Raw genomic sequence first — 24368 nt, forward strand, 5'->3', positions numbered from 1 at the left:
TTCGAGTTCCCTTTTTGAAGAAGATATTTACTTAAAAGGATTAGCCGCGTTGGCAGACAACACGGTCTTTTTGTGTGCCGCCTAACATATATATAATTGGATATATATGTTAAAATATTATAAGGAATGTCCTTAAAGTAATGAGCTATTTTTAACAATATAAATCAAACCTATTAGAATAGGAGTGTTGCACTTGAGAATACTTGTTACTGGTTCAACAGGAAAACTAGGTTCTGCCTTACTAAATCAACTAGAAAGCTCTGATTATCAAATTAAACTAACTTCTAGAAGAAAGCCTGAGAGAATTGGAAATGGTGAATGGGTTTATAGTGATTTATTGTCAGGTGAAGGTTTAGAAGAAGCAGTAAAAGATGTAGATGTGATCATCCATGCAGCAACAAGTCCTGTTAAACATTCAAAAATCGTTGAAGTTTCAGGTTTTAAAGAATTCCTAGGGAAAATGCAACACATAAAAAATATGATCTATCCTTCAATTGTTGGGATCGATGAAATACCATTTACCTATTATAAGCAAAAACTAGAAGCAGAAGAGTTGTTAAGAAATAGCCCTATCCCACACACAATTGTACGCTCCACACAATTCCATCATTTTGTCGAAAATATATTTCTATCAAAACCTTTCTTTAATAGATATATTGTCCCCGGTAACTTTAAATTTCAAAGTGTTGATGTAAATGAATTTGCAAAACATCTCATAGGCTTAGTGGAAAAAGGTCCACAAGGAAGAATAGAAGATTTTGCAGGGCCAGAAATTTTAACATTAAAAGAAATGGCTAAACAAAAAATCAAACTAAATCATGAGCCAAATAAAGTTTTTAGCATAGCCTTACCAGGCAAACTGTCCAAATCTTTTTCTGAAGGGAAAAATACTAATCCTCTTCGAAAACTTGGGAGGATTTCATTTGAAGAGTATTTAAGGGACAAGGTGATTACCAGGTGAGGTGAAAGAAATCTCATAAAGTGAATTGAATTTTTCAATTAATTGAGTTTTTTATGAAGGAGGGATAAGTAATTTAGCATGAGTAATTATAGATGGATAGGAAGCCAAAAACATTTTGTAGATGAAATTCACATGAAATTGTTAAATAATGATATTGTAATAGGTCATTTTGGTGGAAACTCTTCAGCTGGGCAATATAAGAATGAAGATGGATGTTTAATCTTTACTAATCAAGATGAAGAATGGGAGTTTGCGGTTATTCTTGATGCTCACAATACAGCACAAAGTGCAGAATTAGTTCTTACAACCTTTGAAAAAGAAATAGACTCTGTGCAACAAATATTAAAATTGCAGGTAAAAGAAGCTTTCGACAACATCTCTACTTTTATTCTAAATATTTTTAAGAGTGATCGCTTTCGAGAAGCTTGTAAGAAGGTTCAAGGTGAAACTGCTTGTTTATTTGTTGTTAGGAAAGGGAAATTTCTTTGGTGGCTGTCGATAGGAGACTGCATTCTTTATTTGTATCATCCCGAACTTAAAGTACTAGGTGAATTTCAACAGAATCATAGAAGTTTTTATGAGTGGGTAGGTCAACATAATACTTTTGATTTACCAGTTCCTTGTTACAGTTCTGGAAGGAAAGAATTACGAAAAGGGGAAAATCATATTTTTTTAACAACCGATGGGTTAATTGAGTGTCCACATACTAATTTTGACAATCCTACTGAAATATTTAACACCTTCGATGGAATTTCCAATCAAAAGGGTGTTAAAAGATTGTTAGAAGGAATTCAGAAAAATAATGTACGTGATAGTACAACAATCATTTCATGGAAAGTAGCGATCAACCAATCGGCAATGTTACCTAGTGATATTTAGGAAATCTATTATTAAATTAATACCTTGTGGCAAGTTAAAAAGAATAGCATTTTCAGTAATCGAGTACTTTTCTGGAAGGTTTCACCAATTATACTTTAGTATTCAAATACAGTATGTTTAGCGCTACAAATATCCGTCCGAATAGCAAACAAAAACACTTGAAAGTTAATATCCAAGCGTTCTGTTTTTCTATATTGTCTTTTAAACTAATGCCAGTTAACTCAATAAGATATTGCCATCGAGAAACATAATGATACGAAACCGATAAGAAGCAACCAAGAACGAACAGATTGGAAGAACATCCATCGTTTTCTGATCTCCTTCCAATCAGAGGGTGGATTGTCTGCATCCCATTGTTTGATTTCCTTGTTAATAGGAACATTGTATCTAATAGTTATGAATGTTGCTAAGATGAACATTCCAGCAGTGGTAAAACGAGCTGTCAGTTCGATGCTTCCAAGTTCATTAGTAAATAATGCGAAAGACAATGTTAGAATTACACTTAGAGGCATTAATATTGGCATAATAAGTCCATATGTTTTCAGTGAACCTTGTTCGAAAAGGATATGATGCTTTTGTGGTAATTGCCGGATAATTGGATGTACTAAAGCGTAAGAAGTAAACTCAGCACAAGCAGTGAAGCCGGCTATTAACATTGTAATAAAACCTAAGAAATCCAAATTGTAACATCTCCTGAAAAATCAATTAATCATATTTTATCTTACTATACATTTGTTTGATTTCATTGTTAGAACTAAAACTCATCCATTACTAAAAAAAGAATAAAGCGTCGTCACTTTATTGTTGAAATTCATCCTTATTTTTACTTTGTTAGTTTAGGACCTTCTTTTGCCTTACTATAAGGTACCCCTCATTAGCTTCTATTGTCTTAATTATAGACTATCCCCCATTTTTCTGTACGATTTTCAATATACAAATAGGCTTCCTATGAAAAGAGAAAACCAATTTAGCTTTGTTAGGTTTTTCCGATCACAGAATAAAGGTAATTTAACTACCTATGAAGAAATGTAATGACACTACTGGAAATAGTAAATATTGGTATTGTTTTAAGAGGAGCTGTTTTTCATGCAAAAAAATGATTGTGTTTTCTGTCATCTGGATTTAGAGACTAAACAAAGAGTAATAGTAAGTAATGATCATTGTATGTTCTTGCAGTTGGAGCAATCTGAGATAAAAGGGAGCCAACTTGAAGGGGCTGGACTTATTGTTCCAAAAAAACATAGAGAAACTGCATTCGATTTGAGTCGAGAAGAATGGGATGCAACTTACACGCTTCTTATAGAAGTAAAAAAATACCTGGATGAAAAACATCAACCACAGGGCTATAACATCGGATGGAATTGTGGAGAAATACGCGGACAACATATTTTTCATTCTCATCTACATGTTATTCCAAGATATAAAGATGAAGTATTCGCTGGTAAGGGTATTAGATATCTCTTTAAAAGTACGGAGAATAAAAGAAAATCCTTTTTTTCTAAGCGAAAATCTTTCTATGAAAAAGAGGAATAAAAATATGAGTCTTAACAACAAACAAAGAAAAATTCAACATATTTATAGAAAAACTAAGAACCAACAAAAAGAAAACAAAGAGAGTATAGTGGGTACTATTATTTTCTCTATTTTTTGGATAGTTGTATTTATCATTTGGGCAATAAGAGGAGATATATAAGGCTTACTAACAATCACGCACTATTTTGTCTCAAATCATAAGTAACTCACTTTCTAAAAGAAAATGAATAAGATATTGTTTTTATAAAACTAGGAGGAAGATATATGCTATACGATTTACCAGGAGAAGCAAATATGTCACAAATAGTTGGTATATTATATTCAACTGTAAAGGAAAATAGTCAACGGCTACAATCTATTACGGCTGGCATGTCGCAAGAAGAAGTAGATTACAAGGGTCCAAATAACAAATATAATAGTACAGCTCAGTTAATAAAACATATCATGTATGTTGACCTTAATTGGGTTTATAGAATAAAAGAAAAACCACTCCCGGATTCGTTAAAAGAACAGTATGGTCCAATGATCGATGAAAATGATCGACTTCCAATGGTTAAGGGGATAGCTTTGAACACACTTATGGATCAGTATGAAGGTGTATTAAAAACATTGAAAGATACATGTATACATTTGACAGATGCTGACTTAGATAAGGTTGTCACTTTTGGTCATGAGAATGAAAAGAAAGCAACCATTCGATGGGGCCTTTGGCATATGGCTGACCATAATCGTTATCATCAAGCACATATCAATCAGCTTAGAAAGTGGTATAAAGAAAGTCTTTAACAAAAATTTGAACATTCATGTGATTGGTATACACAGGGGGAAAGTATTTGAAACGTATTTTGTATAAGTCTTTAGCTTACTTTTTAGGATTCTTTATCTGTAATTTAATAATAAATGCAATTTTTAAACCATCTCTGAATGTACTAACAGCGTTTTCTGTTGCGTTGGGAACTTCTGTAGGCATTGCTTTCGTTGAACATTACATAACCAAGAGGAACTCCGGAAAATGAACCGGGGCTTCTTTTCATTGGTCCTAAAACATTGCTGCATATTTTGTCATATGCCGCACCCAATAAGAGTGTATAATAAAATGAGAACTATATTCACTTAGTTGATTGTCTCTTATGGGAGGGATAACGATGAAATCGGGAGAGTTGTATCGAACACTGATTGTGGATGATGAGAAGTTAATTAGACAAGGGATCAAGCATTATATAAATTGGGAGCAAGATGGTTTTCAAGTTATTGGTGAAGCATCAAATGGCCAGGAGGCTCTTGAATTAATTGAGCAAACAAATCCACATATTATTTTAACTGATATTGTTATGCCGATCATGGACGGAGAAGAGTTAACAAGGATTGTGAAGGAGAAATATTCACATATTCAAATCATTATTTTAAGCAGCTTTGGGGAGTTTGATTATGTTCGATCAACATTCCAGCATGGAGCTGTAGACTATATGTTAAAGCCAAAGCTAGATGCTGAGGGGTTGCTACAGGTATTAAAAACAGCGGTAAGCAAAATACCTGCTACACCTGAATCTCAAAAGAGTAAAGATCATTCGATTTCAGTCACTTACCTAATTGATCGGTTAATGTCAGGCTATCAAGAAGATCTTGATGAAGAGTTGGTATCAGGGATTTTTCCGAATTCCACATTTTATTTAATGGCAGTAAATGTATGTGATAGGGAAGAAGGATTTGAGCAGTCAATAAAGGAGAAGCTTGCATCATTTTTTGATGATGTGTTAAAGGATGTTGTGCATTATTGTTTTAATGGTGAGCAGAACGACATTGTTTTTCTAATGAATATGGAGAAAAACCATTTTACAAAGATGCTTGAGCTTGTTAAAGCTGAAGCTGATTCTGAGATTGGAGCTTGTTTTGCGGTAAGTAAAGGATTCATTGACTTCTCTGAGATCGCTCATGTCTATAAAGAAGGAATAAAAAAGATGTTGAACTACCGTTTTTATTTTCCGGAGGTAACTGTATTGACTGAAGAAGAGATACCTGCGGAATCTACCAAAACCTCATCGTTTAATTTGGACTGGTTTACGAATGAACTGAAGCATGAACGGTTTGAGCTTGCATTTGATTATTTGCAAACATATGTAAAAGAGCTATTAACAAGTTTTACTACGAATATTTTTGAATACAAGTCTTTCTATGAAAATATGATTTTTACAATAACAGTTCTGCTCAATAATATGGATTATGAAGTGGAGGAGTTGGAAAACGGTAAATTCCAATACTTTAACTCAATAGATGAAGCAACATCAGCTAGAGAGGTTGTGGAATTGTTCCATCAATTTTTAGCAGAGGTCAATAAAATTGTCTATGCAAAAGGCAGTCATTCGTCTAAGTCAAATATGAAAATGATTTTGGAATATATTCAGGAACATTATGCAGAGCCGCTTACACTTACAGGTGTAGCAAACCATTTTCATTTTAATCCGACCTATCTATCAAGCTATTTTTCTTCAAATAATAATGAAGGATTTAATGAATATTTAAATAAAGTGCGAATTGAGGAAGCAAGTAAGCTGTTAATTAATGATACGTTACCAATTGCAGAAATAGGCGGAAAAGTTGGATACTCAGATCATAGCTATTTTTGCAAAGTGTTTAAAAAGTTAAAGGGAGTATCTCCTAGTCAATATAGAAGAAAACAATATATGAAATAGGAGATGTGAAGAGGTGAAGGTACTTCATAATCATTTCAAACATAATGGGTTATTTTTTATCATGTTTATTGTAACCGTTATCACGATTGTATCTGTTTCTATCATCATTACATGGACGACATTTAAGATGTCCGAGAAATTTTTTATCGATAAGTTTAGTATTACAAATGCAAAAGTGATGGACCAGGTGAAGGAGAACTTAGAGGCGTTTCATTATGCCATTGTAATTGCATCAAACAATATTTCACAAAGCGGTACGATCAAAAGTATTCTTACGGATGAACAAACAAATAGGCAGGAAATGAGATCCATTTATGATATGAGCCAGCAGATCAATCGGATTAATTCCCCGATGGAAACGTATGAAGTTGAAATTATGATTACAGGGAAAAATGGCTTTAATTATGCAACAGGCCGTACGTATTGGCCTATTACATTTGAAACCTTAAGATCAACGGAGCTGACTGAAAATACGTTAAAAGATCCGAATCGATTGATTTATCAATTTGGTCAGAAGGAAAACAACGTGGACGATCATTTTATTGTGATTTCCAAAGCATTGCAAGACCGTATTTCAAGGAACATATATGGTGCCCTGTATTTTGTTATTCAAGAAAGTGAATTTAAATCATTTTATAACAGTTTTACGAGCGCGGGGAATGATGTGTTTGTATTAAATAAATCCGGTTATATCGTTTCCAGTAATCAAACCTCTAACATAGGTAATAAAGCGGACGAGCTTATAACCTATTTAAAATCAAATGAAGATGTAACAAATCATTATGAAATTGGAGAAATAAAAGGAGAAGATCATATTATTTTTACGAAATATCTTCCTTCGATGGATTTGTATTTTGTTAATGTGATTGATAAGAAAACAGCCATAGGCGGTTTATTTAATAAGAAGCAAATTGTTTTGTTATCAGTTGGGATTGTATTGGTCGCGCTAGTTATTGTTTTTCTTGTCACCAGGAGAGTGACGAATTCTTTATCAACGTTAGTAAGGCAAATTGAAAATACCTCCAGGCACAACTTTGTTTCATATGTTTCAGTAACAGGCACATATGAAACAAGACAAATCGGGTTGGCTTATAATTCGATGTTGGATGAATTACAGGAGTACTTGGAGAAACTTGTGCAATATCAGAAGGAAAAGCGCCATGCTGAACTTGCTGCCTTACAGCAACAAATTAATCCCCATTTCTTATATAATACCCTCACTTCCATCAAATTTTTGGTACAGCAAGGAGGGAAGGCAGAGGCTGAAGAGACGATTCGTTCGTTGATTACTCTGCTGCAAAACACGTTAGGAAACGGGAGTGAAACCATTACAATCAAACAAGAAGTAGATAATTTGAAAGCATATGTCTACATCAATCAAATGCGCTATGGCGATCGAATCAAAGTGAACTATTTCGTATCACCAGATTGTGAAGAGTATCAGATTCCAAAGCTTATTTTACAGCCTTTTATAGAAAATTCTTTCTTTCATGGATTTAATTCAAAAACAGAAGGCTTTATTAATCTCATGATCTGGAAGAAAGATCATACATTATTATTTGAAATAATGGACAATGGTGATGGGATGGAAATTTCGTCTGAGAATACTCTTCCTGATACAAAAAGAAAGCAACAACACTTTACAGGTATTGGTGTCCGAAATGTCCATGAGCGCTTACAGCTTATTTACGGGGGAAAATATGGTGTGGAAATTTCTAGTAAACTAGGTAAAGGAACAAGTGTGAAAATACGAATTCCGATTGATACTGATGAAAATTTTACAAATATCTAAAGAATTTACAAATTAGCTCGTTGTGAAAGCGTATACAACCTCTGAAAAAATCACAAGTTTATAAAAATATCTTCCTACAAGAAAAATCTCTTGAGATGATACGATAAGGTTGTAAGTTAGATAACGCTTACATTATATAAACTAAAGAGATGGGGGTACGTGTATGAAGAAGGTATTTGCATTATTTTTAGTTAGTCTCTTGTTATTATTAACAGCATGTTCAGGATCAAATGAACAGGCGCAAACAGAATCCGGTGATTCAAAAGATCCGAATGAATTAACGATCTGGACATGGGATCCGAATTTTAACGTAAAGGCAATGAATCTAGCAGCAGAGGCATATCAAGGTGATAATCCTGATTTTAAAATTAAGATTATCGAAAATGCCCAAGAAGATGTTGTACAAAAACTAAATACGAGCTTAAGCTCTGGAACAACAAAAGGACTACCAAATATCGTGTTAATTGAAGATTATCGGGCACAAAGTTTCTTGCAAGCATATCCTGATGCATTTCATGAGTTAACAGACGTTTTTAATACAGACGATTTTGCTTCCTATAAGCTTGGTCCAACAAGCTTGGATGGTAAAGTTTACGGTTTACCGTTTGACTCCGGTGTAACAGGTTTATATGTAAGAACGGATTATTTATCAGAAGCTGGTTACACAGTAGAAGATCTAAACAATGCTGATTGGGATAAATACATTGAAATCGGTAAAGCAGTAAAAGAAAAAACAGGGAAATTTATGTTATCTTTAGACCCTAATGATATGGGAATTGTTCGTATTATGGTTCAATCAGCAGGTTCTTGGTTTACTGAAGAAGATGGGGTTACTCCTCAATTAGCGGGAAATGAAGCACTAAAGAAATCGTTTGAAGTTTATAAAAAATTAATAGAAGCAGATATTGCCAGACCTATTTCTGACTGGAATCAATTACTGGAAGGATTTAATAGCGGTGAAGTAGCTTCAGTACCAACAGGAAACTGGATTACAGCATCTGTAAAAGCAGAAGCATCTCAATCAGGAAAATGGGCGGTTGCTCCAATTCCAAAACTTCCAGGTATGGACAGTTCTGTTAATGCATCAAACTTAGGTGGAAGTTCTTGGTATGTTCTTGATGTACCGGGAAAAGAGAAAGCTGCTGACTTCCTAGCAAAAACATTTGGATCAAATGCTGATTTCTACCAAACATTGGTCACTGAAATTGGTGCAATTGGTACCTATATCCCTGCAGCAGAGGGTGAAGCATACAAAGCAGCAGATGAATTTTTCGGTGGGCAAGCAACAGTTACAGATTTCTCAGCATGGACAGAGGAAATCCCACGTATTAACTACGGTTTACACACATACGCAATCGAGGATATTTTAGTAGTTGAAATGCAAAACTACCTTAACGGAAAAGAAGTTGATCAAGTGCTAGAAGATGCACAAGCGCAAGCTGAAGCACAACTCAAGTAATCTCTAAATAAGCCTTAGGAACTCCCCCTACTTCTTCTTAGGACAGAGTCATGAAGTTTCAGGCGAGAGCCTAAGGCTTTTTCTTAAAGAGTAAGAAAGTGTTAAGTTTTGTACTTAGTTTTGGTGTCTAGCGCAAGCGCCTAGCCACAGATCGCACATGACGTGCAAGTGCAGTCGGTGCGATAGGACGTCGCGATTTTAGACTGCCTCTAGGGTCTAGCCAATTTGGAATTGAAGGCAAAGAACGCCTTTTATTCCAAATCGTCTTATTTGCCCAAGGCTACCTAAGGCGCTTGCGCTTTTCTAATCAAATGTTAAGGAGTGACTACAGTTGATCCCAACAAAAACGACTCAGACTCAATCTGTTCCAGTGGTAAAACCAAAACGAAATATTCGCTTGAAAAATGCTGTAATCGGTTGGTCTTTTATAGCTGTTGCTACACTGATGATTGTGTTGTTTTATTTTTACCCAATGCTTCAAGCCTTACTTTTATCATTTCAATCAGGTGCCGGCACTAATTTGACTTTTATAGGTTTAGATAATTATATTCGTCTGGTTAAGGATCCTACATTTCTTACAGCAGTAAAAAATACGGTTTTTTATCTTATTATTCAAGTGCCGTTAATGATTCTATTAGCCTTGTTCATCTCGGTATTATTAAACGATAAAACCCTGAAGATGAAAGGATTCTTCCGTACAGCCATCTTTTTACCGTGTGTGACATCACTGGTAGCTTATTCTGTTGTTTTTAAATATTTATTTGGAACAGAGGGCATGATTAATTTATTCCTCATGAAAGTTTCAATAATAGACGCACCGATTCAATGGCTGACAGACCCATTCTGGGCGAAAATTGCGATCGTTATTGCGATTACTTGGCGTTGGACCGGCTATAATATGATTTTCTACTTATCAGCCTTACAAAATATTGATCATTCCATTTATGAAGCAGCAAAGATAGACGGTGCTTCATCTGTTCAACAATTCTTTAAAATTACCATTCCAATGCTAAAACCTATTATTCTTTTTACATCAATTACATCAACGATTGGGACATTACAGTTATTTGATGAAGTCATGAACATTACAAAAGGTGGACCTGGTAATGCAACGATGACGATTTCTCAGTATATTTATGATTTATCCTTTAAATACACACCAGACTTTGGGTATGCAGCAACAGTTTCTTATGCAATCGTGATTATGATCGTGATCTTCTCTATCATTCAATTCAAAGTGGCAGGTGATCGAAATGGCTAAACTGAAGCGAATTTTAAGCTATGTATTCTTAGCATTAGCAACAATCGTCTCTGTATTTCCATTCGTTTGGATGGTTGTAAGTGCAACAAACAAATCGGTTGACGTAACACAAGGAAGATTACTGCCCGGCAGTCATTTACTAGAAAACTTTCAAAATCTGTTAAATACAGTTGACCTTGTACCCGCATTAGTAAATTCGGCAAAAATTTCGATTACAACGACATTGTTATCCCTGCTTATAGCATCACTGGCTGGATACGGTTTTGAGATTTTTAAAAGTAAAGCAAAAGATGTTGTTTTTAATATTTTGCTGCTTTCGATGATGATTCCTTTTGCAGCATTAATGGTTCCGTTATTTCGAATGTTTGGTACTGTTTCTCAAACAGCACCATTCATGGGAATCGATACGCTAACTGCAGCCGTTTTGCCATCTGTCACAACAGCCTTTTTAATCTTTTTCTTTCGCCAAAGCACAAAGATGTTTCCGAAGGACATTCTTGAAGCAGGGCGTATTGACGGGCTAAGTGAAATAGGAGTGTTTTTCAGAATTTATGTACCGACAATGAAAACAACTTATGCAGCTGCTGCTATCATCACTTTCATGGGCAGCTGGAATAACTATTTATGGCCGCTCGTTGTATTACAATCACCGGAAAATCAAACAATACCATTGCTTATCTCCAACCTTGGATCAGGATATTCCCCGGACTTCGGAGTAATCATGACAGCCATCGTAATCGCAACACTACCAGCAGCTGTTATCTTCTTCATTATGCAAAAGCACTTCGTTGCCGGAATGATGGGTTCTGTGAAATAAGAATCATAATGAAAGAGCTTGTCTACACAGGCTCTTTTATTTTGGAAAAATATGAAGCTATGAAGTAAAATAGAATGAGTGATATGAAAGGGGATACATAATCATGACATACAAAGCAAATGATGGGCGTTACAAAGAAATGAAATATAATCGTGTTGGAAGATCAGGTCTACTTCTGCCGGCTATTTCACTAGGATTATGGCATAACTTCGGTGGTGTGGATTCTTTTGAAAATGGAAGAGCTATGCTGCGCAGAGCATTTGATTTAGGAATTACCCATTTTGATTTAGCCAATAATTACGGCCCTCCTCCAGGAAGCGCTGAGGAGATGTTCGGAAAGATTTTAAAAACTGACTTTGCGCCATATCGCGATGAACTCGTCATTTCAACAAAAGCCGGCTATCATATGTGGGATGGACCATATGGTGAGTGGGGATCTAAGAAATACTTGATTGCAAGTCTTGATCAAAGCTTGAAAAGAATGGGCCTTGATTATGTTGATGTTTTTTATTCACATCGACCAGACCCAAATACACCGCTTGAAGAAACAATGGGAGCTCTTGACCAAATTGTTCGTCAAGGAAAAGCTTTATATGTAGGGATCTCAAGTTATGATGCTGAACAAACAGCTGAAGCTGTGAAAATACTAAATGACCTAGGTACTCCCCTGTTAATTCATCAACCAAGCTATTCGATGTTCAATCGTTGGATAGAAAATGGATTGCAGGACGTGTTGCAGGAAAACGGGGTAGGATCCATTGCATTCTGTCCATTAGAACAAGGGCTATTAACAAATAAATACATCTCGGGAATCCCAACAGATTCAAGAGCGGCCAAAGCGAATACATTCCTTAGTGAAGAACGAGTAACAGAGGATGTCATTAGCAAAGTAAAGCAATTAAATGAAATCGCTCAAAACCGCGATCAAAACCTGGCACAAATGGCCTTAGCTTGGGTCCTGCGCGAAGGCAGAGTCACATCCGCCTTAATTGGAGCAAGCAGAGTAAGTCAAATAGAAGAAAACGTCGCAGCCCTCAATCATTTAGAATTTAGTAATGAAGAGCTTTCACAGATTGAGAGAATACTAAAGGGTTAAAGGAAATACTTGAGAAATCAGCTTAATGGGGCTGATTTCTTTTTAGTTTTTAGTTAATTAAACGTTTGTTTAAGTACATTCTCCTGAATGATCATAAAAATTGACTCTTAACGTAAGACTCCTTTTAGAACGAATATTTTAAAGAACAGTTACTATTACCAAAACTTTATAGGTTGATTGTGGCGGAAGGTGCGAGACTCCTGTGGGAGCTGCGTGGCAGGTGAGACCCCACAGCCGCGTGCGGCGAGGAGGCTCACCGCACGCCCCACGGAAAGCGAGCATCCTGGAGTCACAATCAACATGCACTATATTTATTACTATCATGACAAAGTCCTTTTTAGAAAGTAATTTACAACCGTTTTCAAAAAACGTATCATTTTTATAAATAGAAAAAATACGGGAGCGGAACAATGAAAGAATTAACCTTCAAATCTTACGAACAATTTTTGCAATTCAACGAACATAAAGCAATGGAAAAGGCCATCATGAAAGGACTTCAGGGAGTGGAATTAGAGACATTCAAACATGAATTCCAAGAAAGAGCCAAAGCGATGTGGAAAGAGTACGACTGTGATCATTGGGTACAAAAGCATGGATATGTCATTATAAACGTATGGAAAGACGGCATAGGAAAGAGAAAAATAACAAGAGGCAGACCAAAAAAACTAGACTCTGAAAAATACATACATTCTGTCCACGTAAGGTTAGATGATGAAGCATATCGTAAACTCACAAACCACTGCCATGAAAATCAAATGGATGTTTCTGAAGCAATTCGGGATCTAATTAAAACACTATAGGTTCAACAAATAGGAGATTTAACAAGTGTAATTGTTTGAATCTTCTTTTTATTTGTGAAAATATTGTGAATAAATTTAGACAAATTCCATAATTTGAAATATATCTCTTTTCTCTGATTATTTTTTGTGATACATTAATTATTGTGGTTGATAATCAATCTCAACAGGAGAAAAAGATAGAAAAAGCAAGGTTCTTTTTTTTATTATTTGATGATAATGATTATCATCTATTTAGTAATGTATAATAGGTTACTATTAATTTTATATTTGGCATAGATTCAACTTGGAATAATAATTGTTTTCAATTGTTGTGCTGAGAATAAACTTGTGATGAGGGTTTTATATGAGATTATGGATGTTAGGAATTGTAGCTATCGTCCTGTCATTTATCTCGCTATTTATCGGAGCAATTGATATAACACCGCTTGATTTACTAGATTGGGAATCAGATGAAACACAAATTTTCCTTATAAGTCGGGTACCACGATTAATTGCCATTATATTAGCAGGGGCAGGGATGAGTATTGCCGGCTTAATTATGCAGTCTTTAAGCCGAAATAAGTTTGTTTCACCAACAACTGCCGGGACATTGGATGCAGCAAAACTAGGTATTTTAATTTCAATGTTATTTTTTACGAATGTAACGTATACACAGCAAGTGATCTTTAGTTTTGCATTCGCTTTGGCAGGAACATTCGTATTTATGCAAATATTGGATCGTATTAAATTTAAAGATGTCATTTTTGTCCCATTGATTGGAATTATGTATGGAAATATTTTGTCTTCCATTACAACATTCTTAGGATATGAAGCTGATCTTTTGCAAAATATCTCTTCATGGCTTATGGGCAGTTTCACGTTAGTTATTGCCGGCCGATATGAGCTTTTATATGTTAGTATTCCAGCTGTTATTCTAGCGTATCTTTATGCAAATAAGTTTACAGTCGCAGGAATGGGAGAAGATTTTGCGAAGAATCTGGGTTTAAGTTATAAGCTGGTGCTTAATACTGGCTTAATCCTTGTTGCAATAATTTCGACAACAGTAGTCCTCACAGTGGGTGTCATTCCGTTCTTAGGGCTGATTGTGCCAAATATTGTTTCTCTTTACTTGGGGGATAACTTACGTAAAACGATTCCACATACAGCTGTGTTAGGGGTTGTCTTCTTATTAATATGTGACATTCTAGGACGTATTATTATTCATCCTTATGAAATTCCAGTTAATGTAACTGTGGCAGTAATAGGCAGTGCGATCTTCTTAACAATGTTACTTAGGGGGAGAGCATATGCGAAATAGTACCAAACTGATAATACTAGCAGTGATTGCAATTGCATGTATTTTGCTTTATGGCTTTTATGATATAAAAGGCGGCTTTGATTATGCCTTTCCAAAGCGTATGCTTCGAGTTTCAGCAATGATTGTTACAGGAATTGCCATTGCGTATTCAACGGTTGTGTTTCAGACCATTACACATAATCGAATTCTAACACCTTCTGTTATGGGACTTGATTCTATGTATCAAGTTGTACAAACATTAATCTACTTTTTTGCAGGTTCGATGTCTGTTTGGGTGTTAAATAAATACTTAAACTTTGGTGCTGCGATTTTGGCGATGGTTGTTTTTGCCTTAGTTTTATATCGATTTTTGTTTAGAGCAGATAAGCATCCGATTTATTTCCTTCTATTAATAGGGATGATTATAGGCACACTTCTGGGAAGTTTTGTCACATTCCTGCAAGTATTGATTGATCCAGTTGAATATTTAAGTCTTCAAAGCCGTTTGTTTGCGACCTTTACGAACGTAAAAGCGGAGTTACTATTTATTTCAATTGGTATCCTGTTCTTTGCATTCCTTTATGGTTATTTTATTATGGGGAAACTGGATGTCATGTCACTTGGGCGTGAAAATGCAATGAATCTTGGGATTAACTATGACGGTATGGTCATGAAGATCTTAATATTATCGTCCGTATTAATAGCCACATCGACAGCGCTTGTTGGACCTATTACATTTTTTGGTTTAATCGTTGCTAATCTTTCTTATCAATATTTGTCGACATATAAACACTCTATCCACATATTAGGAGCTAGTTTGATTAGTATCATTGCATTGGTCGGCGGTAATTTTCTTGTGGAACATATTTTTGAGTTGCGTACAACATTAAGTGTCATTATTAACTTTATCGGCGGTATTTACTTTATTTATCTATTACTTAAAGAAAGTAGGGCAGCAGGATGATTGAAATCAAAGGATTAACAAAGCAATTTGGTAAAAAACCTGTTGTAGAAGATGTTACTGTCACGATCGAGCCGGGGACTATTACATCGTTTATTGGGCCGAATGGTGCTGGTAAGTCAACACTTCTTTCTATGGTGAGCCGTTTATTAGAGGCAGATACAGGTGAAGTATTACTCGATCAAAATAATGTGAAAAAGTGGAAGTCTTCTGAATTTGCAAAACGTGTATCCATTTTGAAACAAGCAAACTATCTTAATGTACGTTTAACGGTACGTGAGCTTGTAGCATTTGGCCGGTATCCGTATTCAAAGGGACGTCTAACATCTGAAGATGAAAAATTTGTTGATCAAGCAATCGAATATATGAATCTAGCTGAGATGCAGGACAAATTTTTAGATGAACTGTCAGGCGGTCAAAAACAGCGTGCATTTATTGCGATGGTTATTGCTCAGGATACAGATTATGTCCTGCTGGATGAGCCTTTAAATAACTTGGATATGAAGCATTCTGTGCAAATTATGAAAATTCTTCGTAAGCTAGTAGATGAACTTGGCAAAACCGTTATCATTGTTTTGCATGACATTAACTTTGCGTCTGTTTATTCAGATCGTATCGTTGCGTTAAAAAATGGCAAGCTGATGAAAAACGGACCAACTCATGAAATCATTAATTCTGATGCATTACGTGAGATATATGATATGGATATTCCGATTCAAGAACAAAATGGATGTAGAATATGTGTGTATTTTAACTCACACACGTAAAAGTTTGCCTGGAGACTGAACTTACTCCAGGCTGTATTTCAAACATATTAAAAACTCCACAACATGTTTACATTAATTTTAAAAAGATGACAAAAAGCTATTGACTTTAAAACTTTAATGAAGCATAATGATAATCGTTATCATTGATAATGATTATCATTAACAATAAATAAATACACTAGAGGGAGAGAAAGAAAAATGAATAAAAGAAATTTATTTATCGCGTTGTTAGCAGCTATGATGTTATTGCTTGCTGCATGTGGATCTAATGAAGAGGCTTCAACAGATGAATCAACAGAAAAAGAAACAACTGCAGCTGAAGGTCAAGCAGAAGAAACAACTGGAGCAGAATCTGAAGGTCCTGCATACCCAATGACTGTATCTCCAACAGTTGCTTCAGTTGAAGGTGAAGAAGCAGCAATTAATTTTGAAGATGTTGAATTTGATAAAATGCCAGAAAAAATTGCGGTATTCGATTATGGTTTCTTAGATACATTAGATGCATTAGGTGTTGAAGGAATTGAAGGTGTAGCGCAAGATACAAGCCTACCAGCACATCTTGAAAAATATGCTTCTGATGAGTATACAAATGTGGGTGGTTTAAAAGAACCTTTACTAGAAGATCTTGCTGAGATGGCTCCTGATGTAATCTTCATCTCAGGCCGTCAGTCAGCATTCTATGAAGAATTAAAAGAAATCGCTCCTGTTGTGTTTATAGGTACTTCTGAGACTGACTACTGGAACACATTCTTATCCTCAGTAGATTTAGCAGCAAAGATGTTTGGTAAAGAAGCAGAAGCTGAAGAATACGTTGGAAAAATTAATTCAGCACAAGAAGAAATCAAAGCTTTAGCCGGAAACTATGAAACATCTTTAGTAACAATGTACAATGAAGGTAATTTGTCAGGTTTCTCAACAAACTCTCGCTATGGTTACATTTATGACGTTTATGGATTCAAGCCAGTCACAGAAGATATCGAATCTTCTTCCCACGGTTCTAATTTCGGTTTCGAAGCAATCTTAGAATTCAATCCACAAGTGCTATTTGTTATTGACCGTACAGCAGCTGTTGGAGGGGATTCTAAAATTGACACTGATATGGAAAATGACATCATTAAGAAAACAGAAGCTTATAAAAATGAAAAAATCGTATACTTAGATGGTCCACTTTGGTACCTAGGTGGTGGCGGTTTACAAGCTGAACTTGCAAAAATTGAAGAAGTATTAGCTGAATTAAAATAAACTTTAATATGTTAAAAGACTGCCTTAAAAGTTAGTGAAAACTTACTTAAGGCAGTCTTTTTTCTTCCTAGCAATTCAAATTATATTTTTTTACCTGATTAGTAATGTTGGTTGCTAGCAACTCTATAAAAAACGATAGTGGATCGGACTACTTTCCACAAACAAGCCGAACTTTTGTTCCACCATATTATCCCATATGGTATAATATGAAAAAACGCTTGGAGTGGTTTCTATTTTTAAGCTAGAGGAAATATTCAAAGGTAAAAGCTCCTCTTTTTTAGAAAAAGAAGAGCGAAGATTAATAGAATTATATAGCCTTAATTTGATCCATACTCCAAATGAACAATCTTTTGATCGTATTACAGAATTGGCCAGTCGCATTTTCCAAGCGCCAATCTCTCTTATCTCATTACTTACAGAGGATAAACAATGGTTTAAATCATGTGTAGGTCTGACCGGAGAGCTATTATCCGAAAGATCAACAAACCGGGATGAGTCAATCTGTCAGCATGTATTACTTGATGGAGATCCACTAGTCATTGAAGATACACATCTCGATGAGAGATTTAAACATAATCCTTTAGTTATACAACATCATATTCGCTTTTACGCAGGAGCGCCGATCATAACAAAAAATCATCATATCATAGGTACTCTTTGTATTATTGATGTGAAGCCGCGCACTTTTACTCAGGATGAATTACAAACATTAGTTGACTTAAGCAAGTGGGTCAACACCGAAATAGAACTCAGGGCAGATTTACTTGAAAGAACGATGAATGAACAATCGATTCGTACTCTATATGAAGTAACGAGCAATAATTGTTTAACTTTTCATGAGAAATTAAAGAGACTGCTCAAAATTGGATGTGAACGCTTTCGTTTGGCGGACGGAAATATTTCGAAGATCACCGGAGACGTTTATGAAATTATCCAAACATGGAGTATGTCATCAAATTTTAGAAAAACCGGTGATATACTTCCACTTCATCAAACTTGTGCGGGAAAAGTTATCGAGAGGCTTGAGCCTGTTCATATAAAACAATCAGCTTTAGAAACAGAATCAACTATGATAAATGAATATGTTGGTGCACCTATATTTGTAAATAACGCATTTTATGGAACATTTTGCTTTTTCTCTACAGATCAAATATATCGAACGATTACCAACTCTGATCTTGAGTTTTTACAACTAATGACACAGTGGGTTGGCTATGAAATCGAACGAATACTGGTTCATACAGAATTGAGTGAGAGCCAGGAACGGTTTCAGCAAATCGCAAACAATATAAAGGATGCATTTTGGATATTTGATGTTGAGGAAAACCGGCTAGTGTATATGAGTTCAGCTTGGGAAGGGATTACCGGAAGACCATGTGAGCAATTTATAGAAGACAATACCTTATGGGATAATATTATGCTTCCTGAAGATCGCGATGAAACAATGGAGCAATTCCAAAACGTTGGGAAGAATAAAGAATTTGAATATAGACTCACACATACGGATGGTACAATTCGCTGGGTCCGGAATCGAATCGTACCTGTCTTCAATAAAGATGGTGACTTATATCGAGTGGTTGGGGTAGCCGCTGATATAACTGATGCCAAATTAAATCAAGACTTAATAAGAAAATCGGATAAACTCGCCGCTGTTAGCCAGCTTGCTGCTAGTATCGCCCATGAAATACGGAATCCATTGACAAGTGTTAAGGGCTTTATACAGTTAAAGCATAATGAAAGTTGTTCATTTAAAGAGCTTATTTTATCAGAGCTCGGGCAAATAGAGGATTTTATCAATGAAATATTGATTCTAGCTAATTCTCATCTCGGTATCCAACTGAATCACCATAATGTGATTGACATTATGTCTGAAGTTTTACATGCCAATAAGGAAGTGAGTCAACTATTTCATATTACATTTGAATATGATCCTAGAGCGAATGTGGAAATTATCTGTGACGAGAATCAATTAAAACTGGTCTTCCAGAATATCCTTAGTAATGCAATTGAATCAATGTCAAATGGCGGTACCATTCATATCGGGATTGGAATGGAAAATGAAGAATATATTTATATTCATGTAAAAGATCACGGTATTGGAATAGCACAGGAAAGGATTGCTAAGCTAGGTGAACCCTATTACTCCAATAAAGAAAAAGGAAGCGGATTGGGCCTAATGATTAGTTATAAAATTATTGAAAATCATAAAGGGAAAATCCTTTTCACTAGTGAACTTGAAAAAGGAACAACAGTGAAAATCATCCTTCCGATTGAACACCAAGCATAATAATCATCTGAAAGGAGCGAGTAAGTCGCTCCTTTTTGTCTACTCTTGGAATAGCAATATTGAAAATAATGGTTTTATTTAAGAAATAAGAACTAGTTATTAGTTTTAACTCCAAATGATAACTGATATCATAAAATTATCCCATTATTGTGTTCGCTATAAAATTATTCAGGTGAAATAGATCATCTACTAAATGAATCTAAATGAATTTTTTTCCTATTTTGCTAACAGGAAATTACTAGCATTTGTCGAATGTTTTTATTGGCAATGTTTAAGGGAGGATATTAGATGTTACATGCACAAGGCGGACGAATGGAAATGAATCATACGAAATCCGCAACTGAAGTTCCCTATGTGGTTGGAATCGGCGCCTCAGCTGGAGGACTTGAAGCAATCGAACAATTTTTCCAAAATATGAATCCTTTTATTGAAGCAGCATTCGTTGTTGTCCAACACTTATCATCGAAATACAAAAGCTATATGCCGGAATTACTTGCGAAATCTACCAGCATGAAAATTATTACAGCTGAAGAAGGCCTTCGGCTTACAGAAAAGACTGTCTTTTTATGTCCACCAAACCATTACATAACGATCAATGAACAAGGGTTTATTCATTTGGAAAAATATGATGACAAACAACCTGTTCACTATCCCATCGATATCTTTTTATCTTCACTCGCAACTTATGCTGACACAAAAGCAATTGGTGTTATTTTATCAGGAAAAGGAACAGATGGGACAAAAGGGCTTAACGATATACGGGCAAAAAGTGGACTTTGTCTAATTCAAGATGGAACAGCAAAATTTATGGACATGCCTGAAAGTGCAATGAAGTCAGGGGCAGGGGATTACATATTGGCTCCAAAAGCAATGCCGAAACGAATTAGTGATTATATCGCAACAAAGCCAATTGATTATACAGATAATGCGTTAAAACAAGTGTTAATGATGATACATAAAAAAAGTGGAATTGATTTTTCCATGTATAAAAAGAATACGGTGTTAAGAAGAATTGAACGTCGTATGAGTCTGATTGAGGTGGAATTACCGACTCTAGAGGCTTATAAAAACTATTTATTAGAAAACCCTTTGGAAATCCGTTATTTACAAGAAGATTTACTCATTGGGGTCACTCACTTTTTCAGAGATACCGAGGCATTCAACTATTTGCAGCAATCTCTTATTCCTAAAATGATAGATGAGAATATACATAGAGGAAGAAATAAAATAAGAATATGGGTAGCAGGCTGCTCATTAGGTCAGGAAGCGTATTCTCTGGCGATTCTCTTTCATGACGAAATTGAAAAACGAGGATGTGATATGGATCTTCAGATTTTCGCCACAGATATTGACCGTGATTCAGTGAAATTTGCTAGTCAAGGCTGCTATTCAGAGCAAATTGTTTCAATGATTCCAAAACATCTGTTAGTGAAATACTTTGATAAAGATGGAAGTGATTATCAAGTAAAAAGGGAAATCAGGCATAAAATTGTCTTTGCTCCTCATAACATGACAAAGGATTCACCGTTTGTCAATTTAGATATGGTGAGCTGTCGAAATGTCATGATTTACTTTCAAACCGAGCTTCAGCAAAAAGTATTGTCTCTTTTTCATTTTGCATTAAAAGAGAAAGGATATTTATTTTTAGGACCAAGTGAAACAATCGGCAAGCTATCAACTTTGTTTACTGCAGTGCATCATAAATGGAAGATTTTCAGCAATGAGGTATCAGATAGCCAGCATGTCTCTCAAGCATTTCTTACTCCTAAAGAATCACTTAAAGAACAAGGGAAGGACAGAAGAAATTTGGAGCATCTTCGTGAATTGAATCGATTTCAACACCCGGATGAGTTATATGTTTCATTAATGGATGAAATATTGCCTCCGTGTATTGTTGTTAATGAGCATAATGAGGTTTTATTAGTCTCCGGGAATGCAGGAGAGTATTTGAATCTGCCAAAAGGGAAAGTGAATTATAATATTTTTAATATGGTTCCTACGAATTTATCAGTGGCAATTGGAACAGCGATTAAAAAGGCAAGAGAGGAACTTAAAGAAATTAAGTATAAAAACCTTCTTATTAATCAAAATGAGAATAAACAGGTAAAGCTTATCGTAAAGCCTTTAGAGAGAGCAGGAAAAGGATATGTATCGCTGTTTTTAGAAGCGCATAAGCCGGATTCTTCAACTGAATTTAAGGCGGATTCTATAATATTTGATCATGACTCAGCCTATAATCAAAGAATCTTTGACCTGGAGCAGGAACTTTTTTATACAAAACAAAGTCTGCAAACAACGATAGAAGAGCTTGAAACATCGAATGAGGAGCTGCAGTCTACAAATGAAGAATTAATTGCTGCAAATGAAGAATTGCAAAGCACGAATGAAGAAATGCAGTCTGTAAATGAAGAGTTAATAACCGTAAATACCGAGTATGAAAAGAAAATCAAAGAGTTAACTAACTTAAATAATGATATGGACAACCTCCTCATTAATACGAATATCGCCACGATTTTCTTAAATAAAAACCTTGATATTAAGCTCTATACACCTGAAGCTATGAAAATATTTCATCTCATAGAGCGTGATATAGGAAGGCCGATTTATCACATTTCACATCGTCTTGATTATGATCTGATTCTACAGGATATCGAGGAAGTGTTATTAACAACAAAATCGATTATCAAGGAATTGCCATCAAAGGACGGAAAGTGGTACAGCGTTAAAATCATGCCATATCGAACAGGTGAAAACTTAATCGATGGTATTGTGATTACATTTATTGATATTTCAAATATTAAAAAGGTTAATCGCGAGTTGCAATTGAGTATGCAAGCAATTGAGCTTGGACCTGCATATACGGCATTTACCGATTTTCAAGGTAAAATTGAATATGCAAACAGTAAGTTTGCGGAACAACTGGGCATAGATGTGCACCAAATCATTGGCCGTAAAATAAAAGATATTTATTCTAAATACTATCAAGAAAGTGAATTTGAACAGTATTGGAAAAAAGTTCGTGCCGGTGAGACATGGACGGGCGAGCTGTCTTATAAAGGGAAAGACGGGAAGGAGAAATGGGAACATTTATCTCTAATTCCTGTTGAAAATGTAGAAAATGATGTTGTCCAAATCTTACTTGTTGGTGAGGATATTACAAGCAGAAAAAGTTCAGAACAAATGCTGATTAAATCTGAAATGCTTTCTGGAATTGGTCAGCTGGCAGCAGGAATTGCACATGAAATTCGAAATCCGTTAACTTCTTTACGAGGATTTCTTCAATTAATGATCCAAACGAATACATATAGTAAGGAATATGCGGAAGTGATGATGACGGAATTTATCAGGCTTGAAGAAATCATCAATGAATTCCTTGTACTTTCGAGAAAGAAAACAGCTGAATTTAAAGATGTCAATATAAATAAAATTATTCAAGATATATCAAAGATCTGGGAAACACAGGCGATCCTTAATAATGTGACGATTGAAACCTCCATTGACCCAATGAGTTTTACTGTTAAAGGGATTGAAAATGAACTAAAGCAGGTGTTTATCAATATTGTAAAAAATGGAATAGAGGCAATGGAAGGACGTACAGGCCAGCTCAAAATAGAAGCAAAGAAACTCGAAGATGATCGAGTACTTCTGCGATTTGAGGATCAAGGAAAAGGCATACCTAAGGAGCAGCTTGAAAAAATGGGTGAACCATTTTTTACAACAAAAGAAAAAGGAACAGGTTTAGGGTTAATGGTAAGCTTTAAAATTATTGAAAGTCATAATGGTAAGCTCATTTTTACAAGTGAACCGGATAAAGGAACGACAGTTGAAATTACGTTACCTTTATCTCATTAGTCAAAGCGGTCGAGAAGAGGCAGTAGTGTAATATAAAAATCAATGGAAGAGCGAAGTTCATTAAGCTCATCAACAATAACCTCATAGTGGGCACTTTTCCCACTCTCGATAATATCAGGTCGAAGAAGGCTTAATAAATCTTGAATTTTTTCTAATTTTCCTGGAAGTTGCTTCATGTGGTCGGAAGAACTAATTAAATTATATAGATCTGAATCTGTTAAAAATGGTTGAAACAATGAAATAATTTCTTTCCTTTGATGCTGCTCCATCCTGTCCTTGTCAGTCACAATCAATTGCTCTCGAAGCAAATGAACTTGGTGGCTGACTTTTTTTAGTTTCTCTTTAAGAGGGATACAAACAACATATAAATAACCTTCACGATTCTGGGTTACATATATTTCAAAAAGCTCCAACTCATTTTCTGCTGTCATGATATTTGCTTCAAATTTTTGCTTTTCTTTCGTTGATAAAAAATAATGTACTTTGTTTTTACTATCATCATCTACTATATCCAGGAAGTTTTTTCTTTTAGAAAAAAGTGTTATAGAAATAGATGAACGATCTAGTATGTTAAGTTCGGTATCAAGAATAAAAACAGGAACGGGAATATTCTCTAGAGCAAACATATTGTCCTCCATAGTTTAAAAAGATTATCGTAATGAGTGAGCAGCTTCATTTGTAATGTATCGCCAAGT

19 protein-coding genes are annotated in these 24368 nt (G+C 35.2%); 17 read left to right on the forward strand and 2 right to left on the reverse strand.

The window, feature by feature from the left end:
- Positions 1 to 193 precede the first annotated feature (193 nt).
- Complete coding sequence (locus BK577_RS24765) at positions 194 to 961, forward strand: SDR family oxidoreductase (protein ID WP_078435461.1); 768 nt, start codon at positions 194 to 196, stop codon at positions 959 to 961.
- Between the two features lie 78 nt (positions 962 to 1039).
- Positions 1040 to 1840, forward strand: a complete 801-nt coding sequence (locus BK577_RS24770; RefSeq protein WP_078435462.1) for a PP2C family serine/threonine-protein phosphatase — start codon at positions 1040 to 1042, stop codon at positions 1838 to 1840.
- A 221-nt stretch (positions 1841 to 2061) separates the two neighbouring features.
- Here the strand turns inward: BK577_RS24770 and BK577_RS24775 are convergent, their stop codons facing one another.
- Positions 2062 to 2520 carry an anthrone oxygenase family protein gene (locus BK577_RS24775; protein ID WP_078435463.1) on the reverse strand — a complete coding sequence of 153 codons (459 nt, stop codon included), beginning with the start codon at positions 2518 to 2520 and terminating at the stop codon, positions 2062 to 2064.
- Positions 2521 to 2926: 406 nt separating this feature from the next.
- Between BK577_RS24775 and BK577_RS24780 the strand changes: the two genes are divergently transcribed.
- The 15 genes from BK577_RS24780 to BK577_RS24855 all read left to right on the forward strand — a co-directional run bounded on the left by BK577_RS24780 (position 2927) and on the right by BK577_RS24855 (position 23673).
- Positions 2927 to 3373 (forward strand): HIT family protein, encoded by a 447-nt coding sequence (locus BK577_RS24780; protein ID WP_078435464.1) that lies wholly within the window; start codon positions 2927 to 2929, stop codon positions 3371 to 3373.
- A gap of 264 nt (positions 3374 to 3637) precedes the next feature.
- Entirely contained in the window at positions 3638 to 4159 is a 522-nt protein-coding gene (locus tag BK577_RS24785) for a DinB family protein (protein ID WP_078435465.1), read from the forward strand.
- Between the two features lie 359 nt (positions 4160 to 4518).
- The gene (locus tag BK577_RS24795; protein WP_078435467.1) at positions 4519 to 6063 is read left to right on the forward strand and encodes a response regulator transcription factor; all 1545 of its coding nucleotides are present in this window, start codon (positions 4519 to 4521) and stop codon (positions 6061 to 6063) included.
- A 13-nt stretch (positions 6064 to 6076) separates the two neighbouring features.
- The gene (locus tag BK577_RS24800; RefSeq protein ID WP_245823608.1) at positions 6077 to 7855 is read left to right on the forward strand and encodes a cache domain-containing sensor histidine kinase; all 1779 of its coding nucleotides are present in this window, start codon (positions 6077 to 6079) and stop codon (positions 7853 to 7855) included.
- 163 nt (positions 7856 to 8018) lie between these two features.
- Positions 8019 to 9314, forward strand: a complete 1296-nt coding sequence (locus BK577_RS24805; protein WP_078435468.1) for an ABC transporter substrate-binding protein — start codon at positions 8019 to 8021, stop codon at positions 9312 to 9314.
- Positions 9315 to 9684: 370 nt separating this feature from the next.
- Positions 9685 to 10575 (forward strand): carbohydrate ABC transporter permease, encoded by an 891-nt coding sequence (locus BK577_RS24810; RefSeq protein ID WP_226529794.1) that lies wholly within the window; start codon positions 9685 to 9687, stop codon positions 10573 to 10575.
- Complete coding sequence (locus tag BK577_RS24815; protein WP_078435469.1) at positions 10568 to 11392, forward strand: carbohydrate ABC transporter permease; 825 nt, start codon at positions 10568 to 10570, stop codon at positions 11390 to 11392. Before BK577_RS24810 ends, BK577_RS24815 begins: the two co-directional genes overlap by 8 nt.
- Before the next feature lie 103 nt (positions 11393 to 11495).
- The gene (gene mgrA, locus BK577_RS24820) at positions 11496 to 12488 is read left to right on the forward strand and encodes an L-glyceraldehyde 3-phosphate reductase (RefSeq protein ID WP_078435470.1); all 993 of its coding nucleotides are present in this window, start codon (positions 11496 to 11498) and stop codon (positions 12486 to 12488) included.
- Between the two features lie 410 nt (positions 12489 to 12898).
- Positions 12899 to 13288 (forward strand): ribbon-helix-helix protein, CopG family, encoded by a 390-nt coding sequence (locus tag BK577_RS24825; protein WP_078435471.1) that lies wholly within the window; start codon positions 12899 to 12901, stop codon positions 13286 to 13288.
- A 343-nt stretch (positions 13289 to 13631) separates the two neighbouring features.
- Positions 13632 to 14585 (forward strand): ABC transporter permease, encoded by a 954-nt coding sequence (locus BK577_RS24830; protein WP_078435472.1) that lies wholly within the window; start codon positions 13632 to 13634, stop codon positions 14583 to 14585.
- Entirely contained in the window at positions 14575 to 15528 is a 954-nt protein-coding gene (locus BK577_RS24835) for an iron chelate uptake ABC transporter family permease subunit (RefSeq protein ID WP_078435473.1), read from the forward strand. Before BK577_RS24830 ends, BK577_RS24835 begins: the two co-directional genes overlap by 11 nt.
- Positions 15525 to 16292 carry an iron ABC transporter ATP-binding protein gene (locus BK577_RS24840; RefSeq protein WP_078435474.1) on the forward strand — a complete coding sequence of 256 codons (768 nt, stop codon included), beginning with the start codon at positions 15525 to 15527 and terminating at the stop codon, positions 16290 to 16292. Before BK577_RS24835 ends, BK577_RS24840 begins: the two co-directional genes overlap by 4 nt.
- 198 nt (positions 16293 to 16490) lie before the next feature.
- Positions 16491 to 17534 carry a siderophore ABC transporter substrate-binding protein gene (locus BK577_RS24845; RefSeq protein WP_078435475.1) on the forward strand — a complete coding sequence of 348 codons (1044 nt, stop codon included), beginning with the start codon at positions 16491 to 16493 and terminating at the stop codon, positions 17532 to 17534.
- A 223-nt stretch (positions 17535 to 17757) separates the two neighbouring features.
- Positions 17758 to 19821: a GAF domain-containing protein gene (locus tag BK577_RS24850; RefSeq protein ID WP_078435476.1), complete on the forward strand. Its 2064-nt coding sequence runs from the start codon at positions 17758 to 17760 to the stop codon at positions 19819 to 19821.
- Positions 19822 to 20109: 288 nt separating this feature from the next.
- Complete coding sequence (locus BK577_RS24855) at positions 20110 to 23673, forward strand: CheR family methyltransferase (protein ID WP_245823609.1); 3564 nt, start codon at positions 20110 to 20112, stop codon at positions 23671 to 23673.
- Here BK577_RS24855 and BK577_RS24860 read toward each other — a convergent pair.
- Complete coding sequence (locus BK577_RS24860; protein WP_078435477.1) at positions 23670 to 24299, reverse strand: hypothetical protein; 630 nt, start codon at positions 24297 to 24299, stop codon at positions 23670 to 23672. The genes BK577_RS24855 and BK577_RS24860 overlap by 4 nt on opposite strands.
- Between the last annotated feature and the right edge of the window lie 69 nt (positions 24300 to 24368).

Origin of the sequence: Metabacillus halosaccharovorans, assembly GCF_002019635.1 — a bacterium.
Classification (GTDB): domain Bacteria; phylum Bacillota; class Bacilli; order Bacillales; family Bacillaceae; genus Metabacillus; species Metabacillus halosaccharovorans.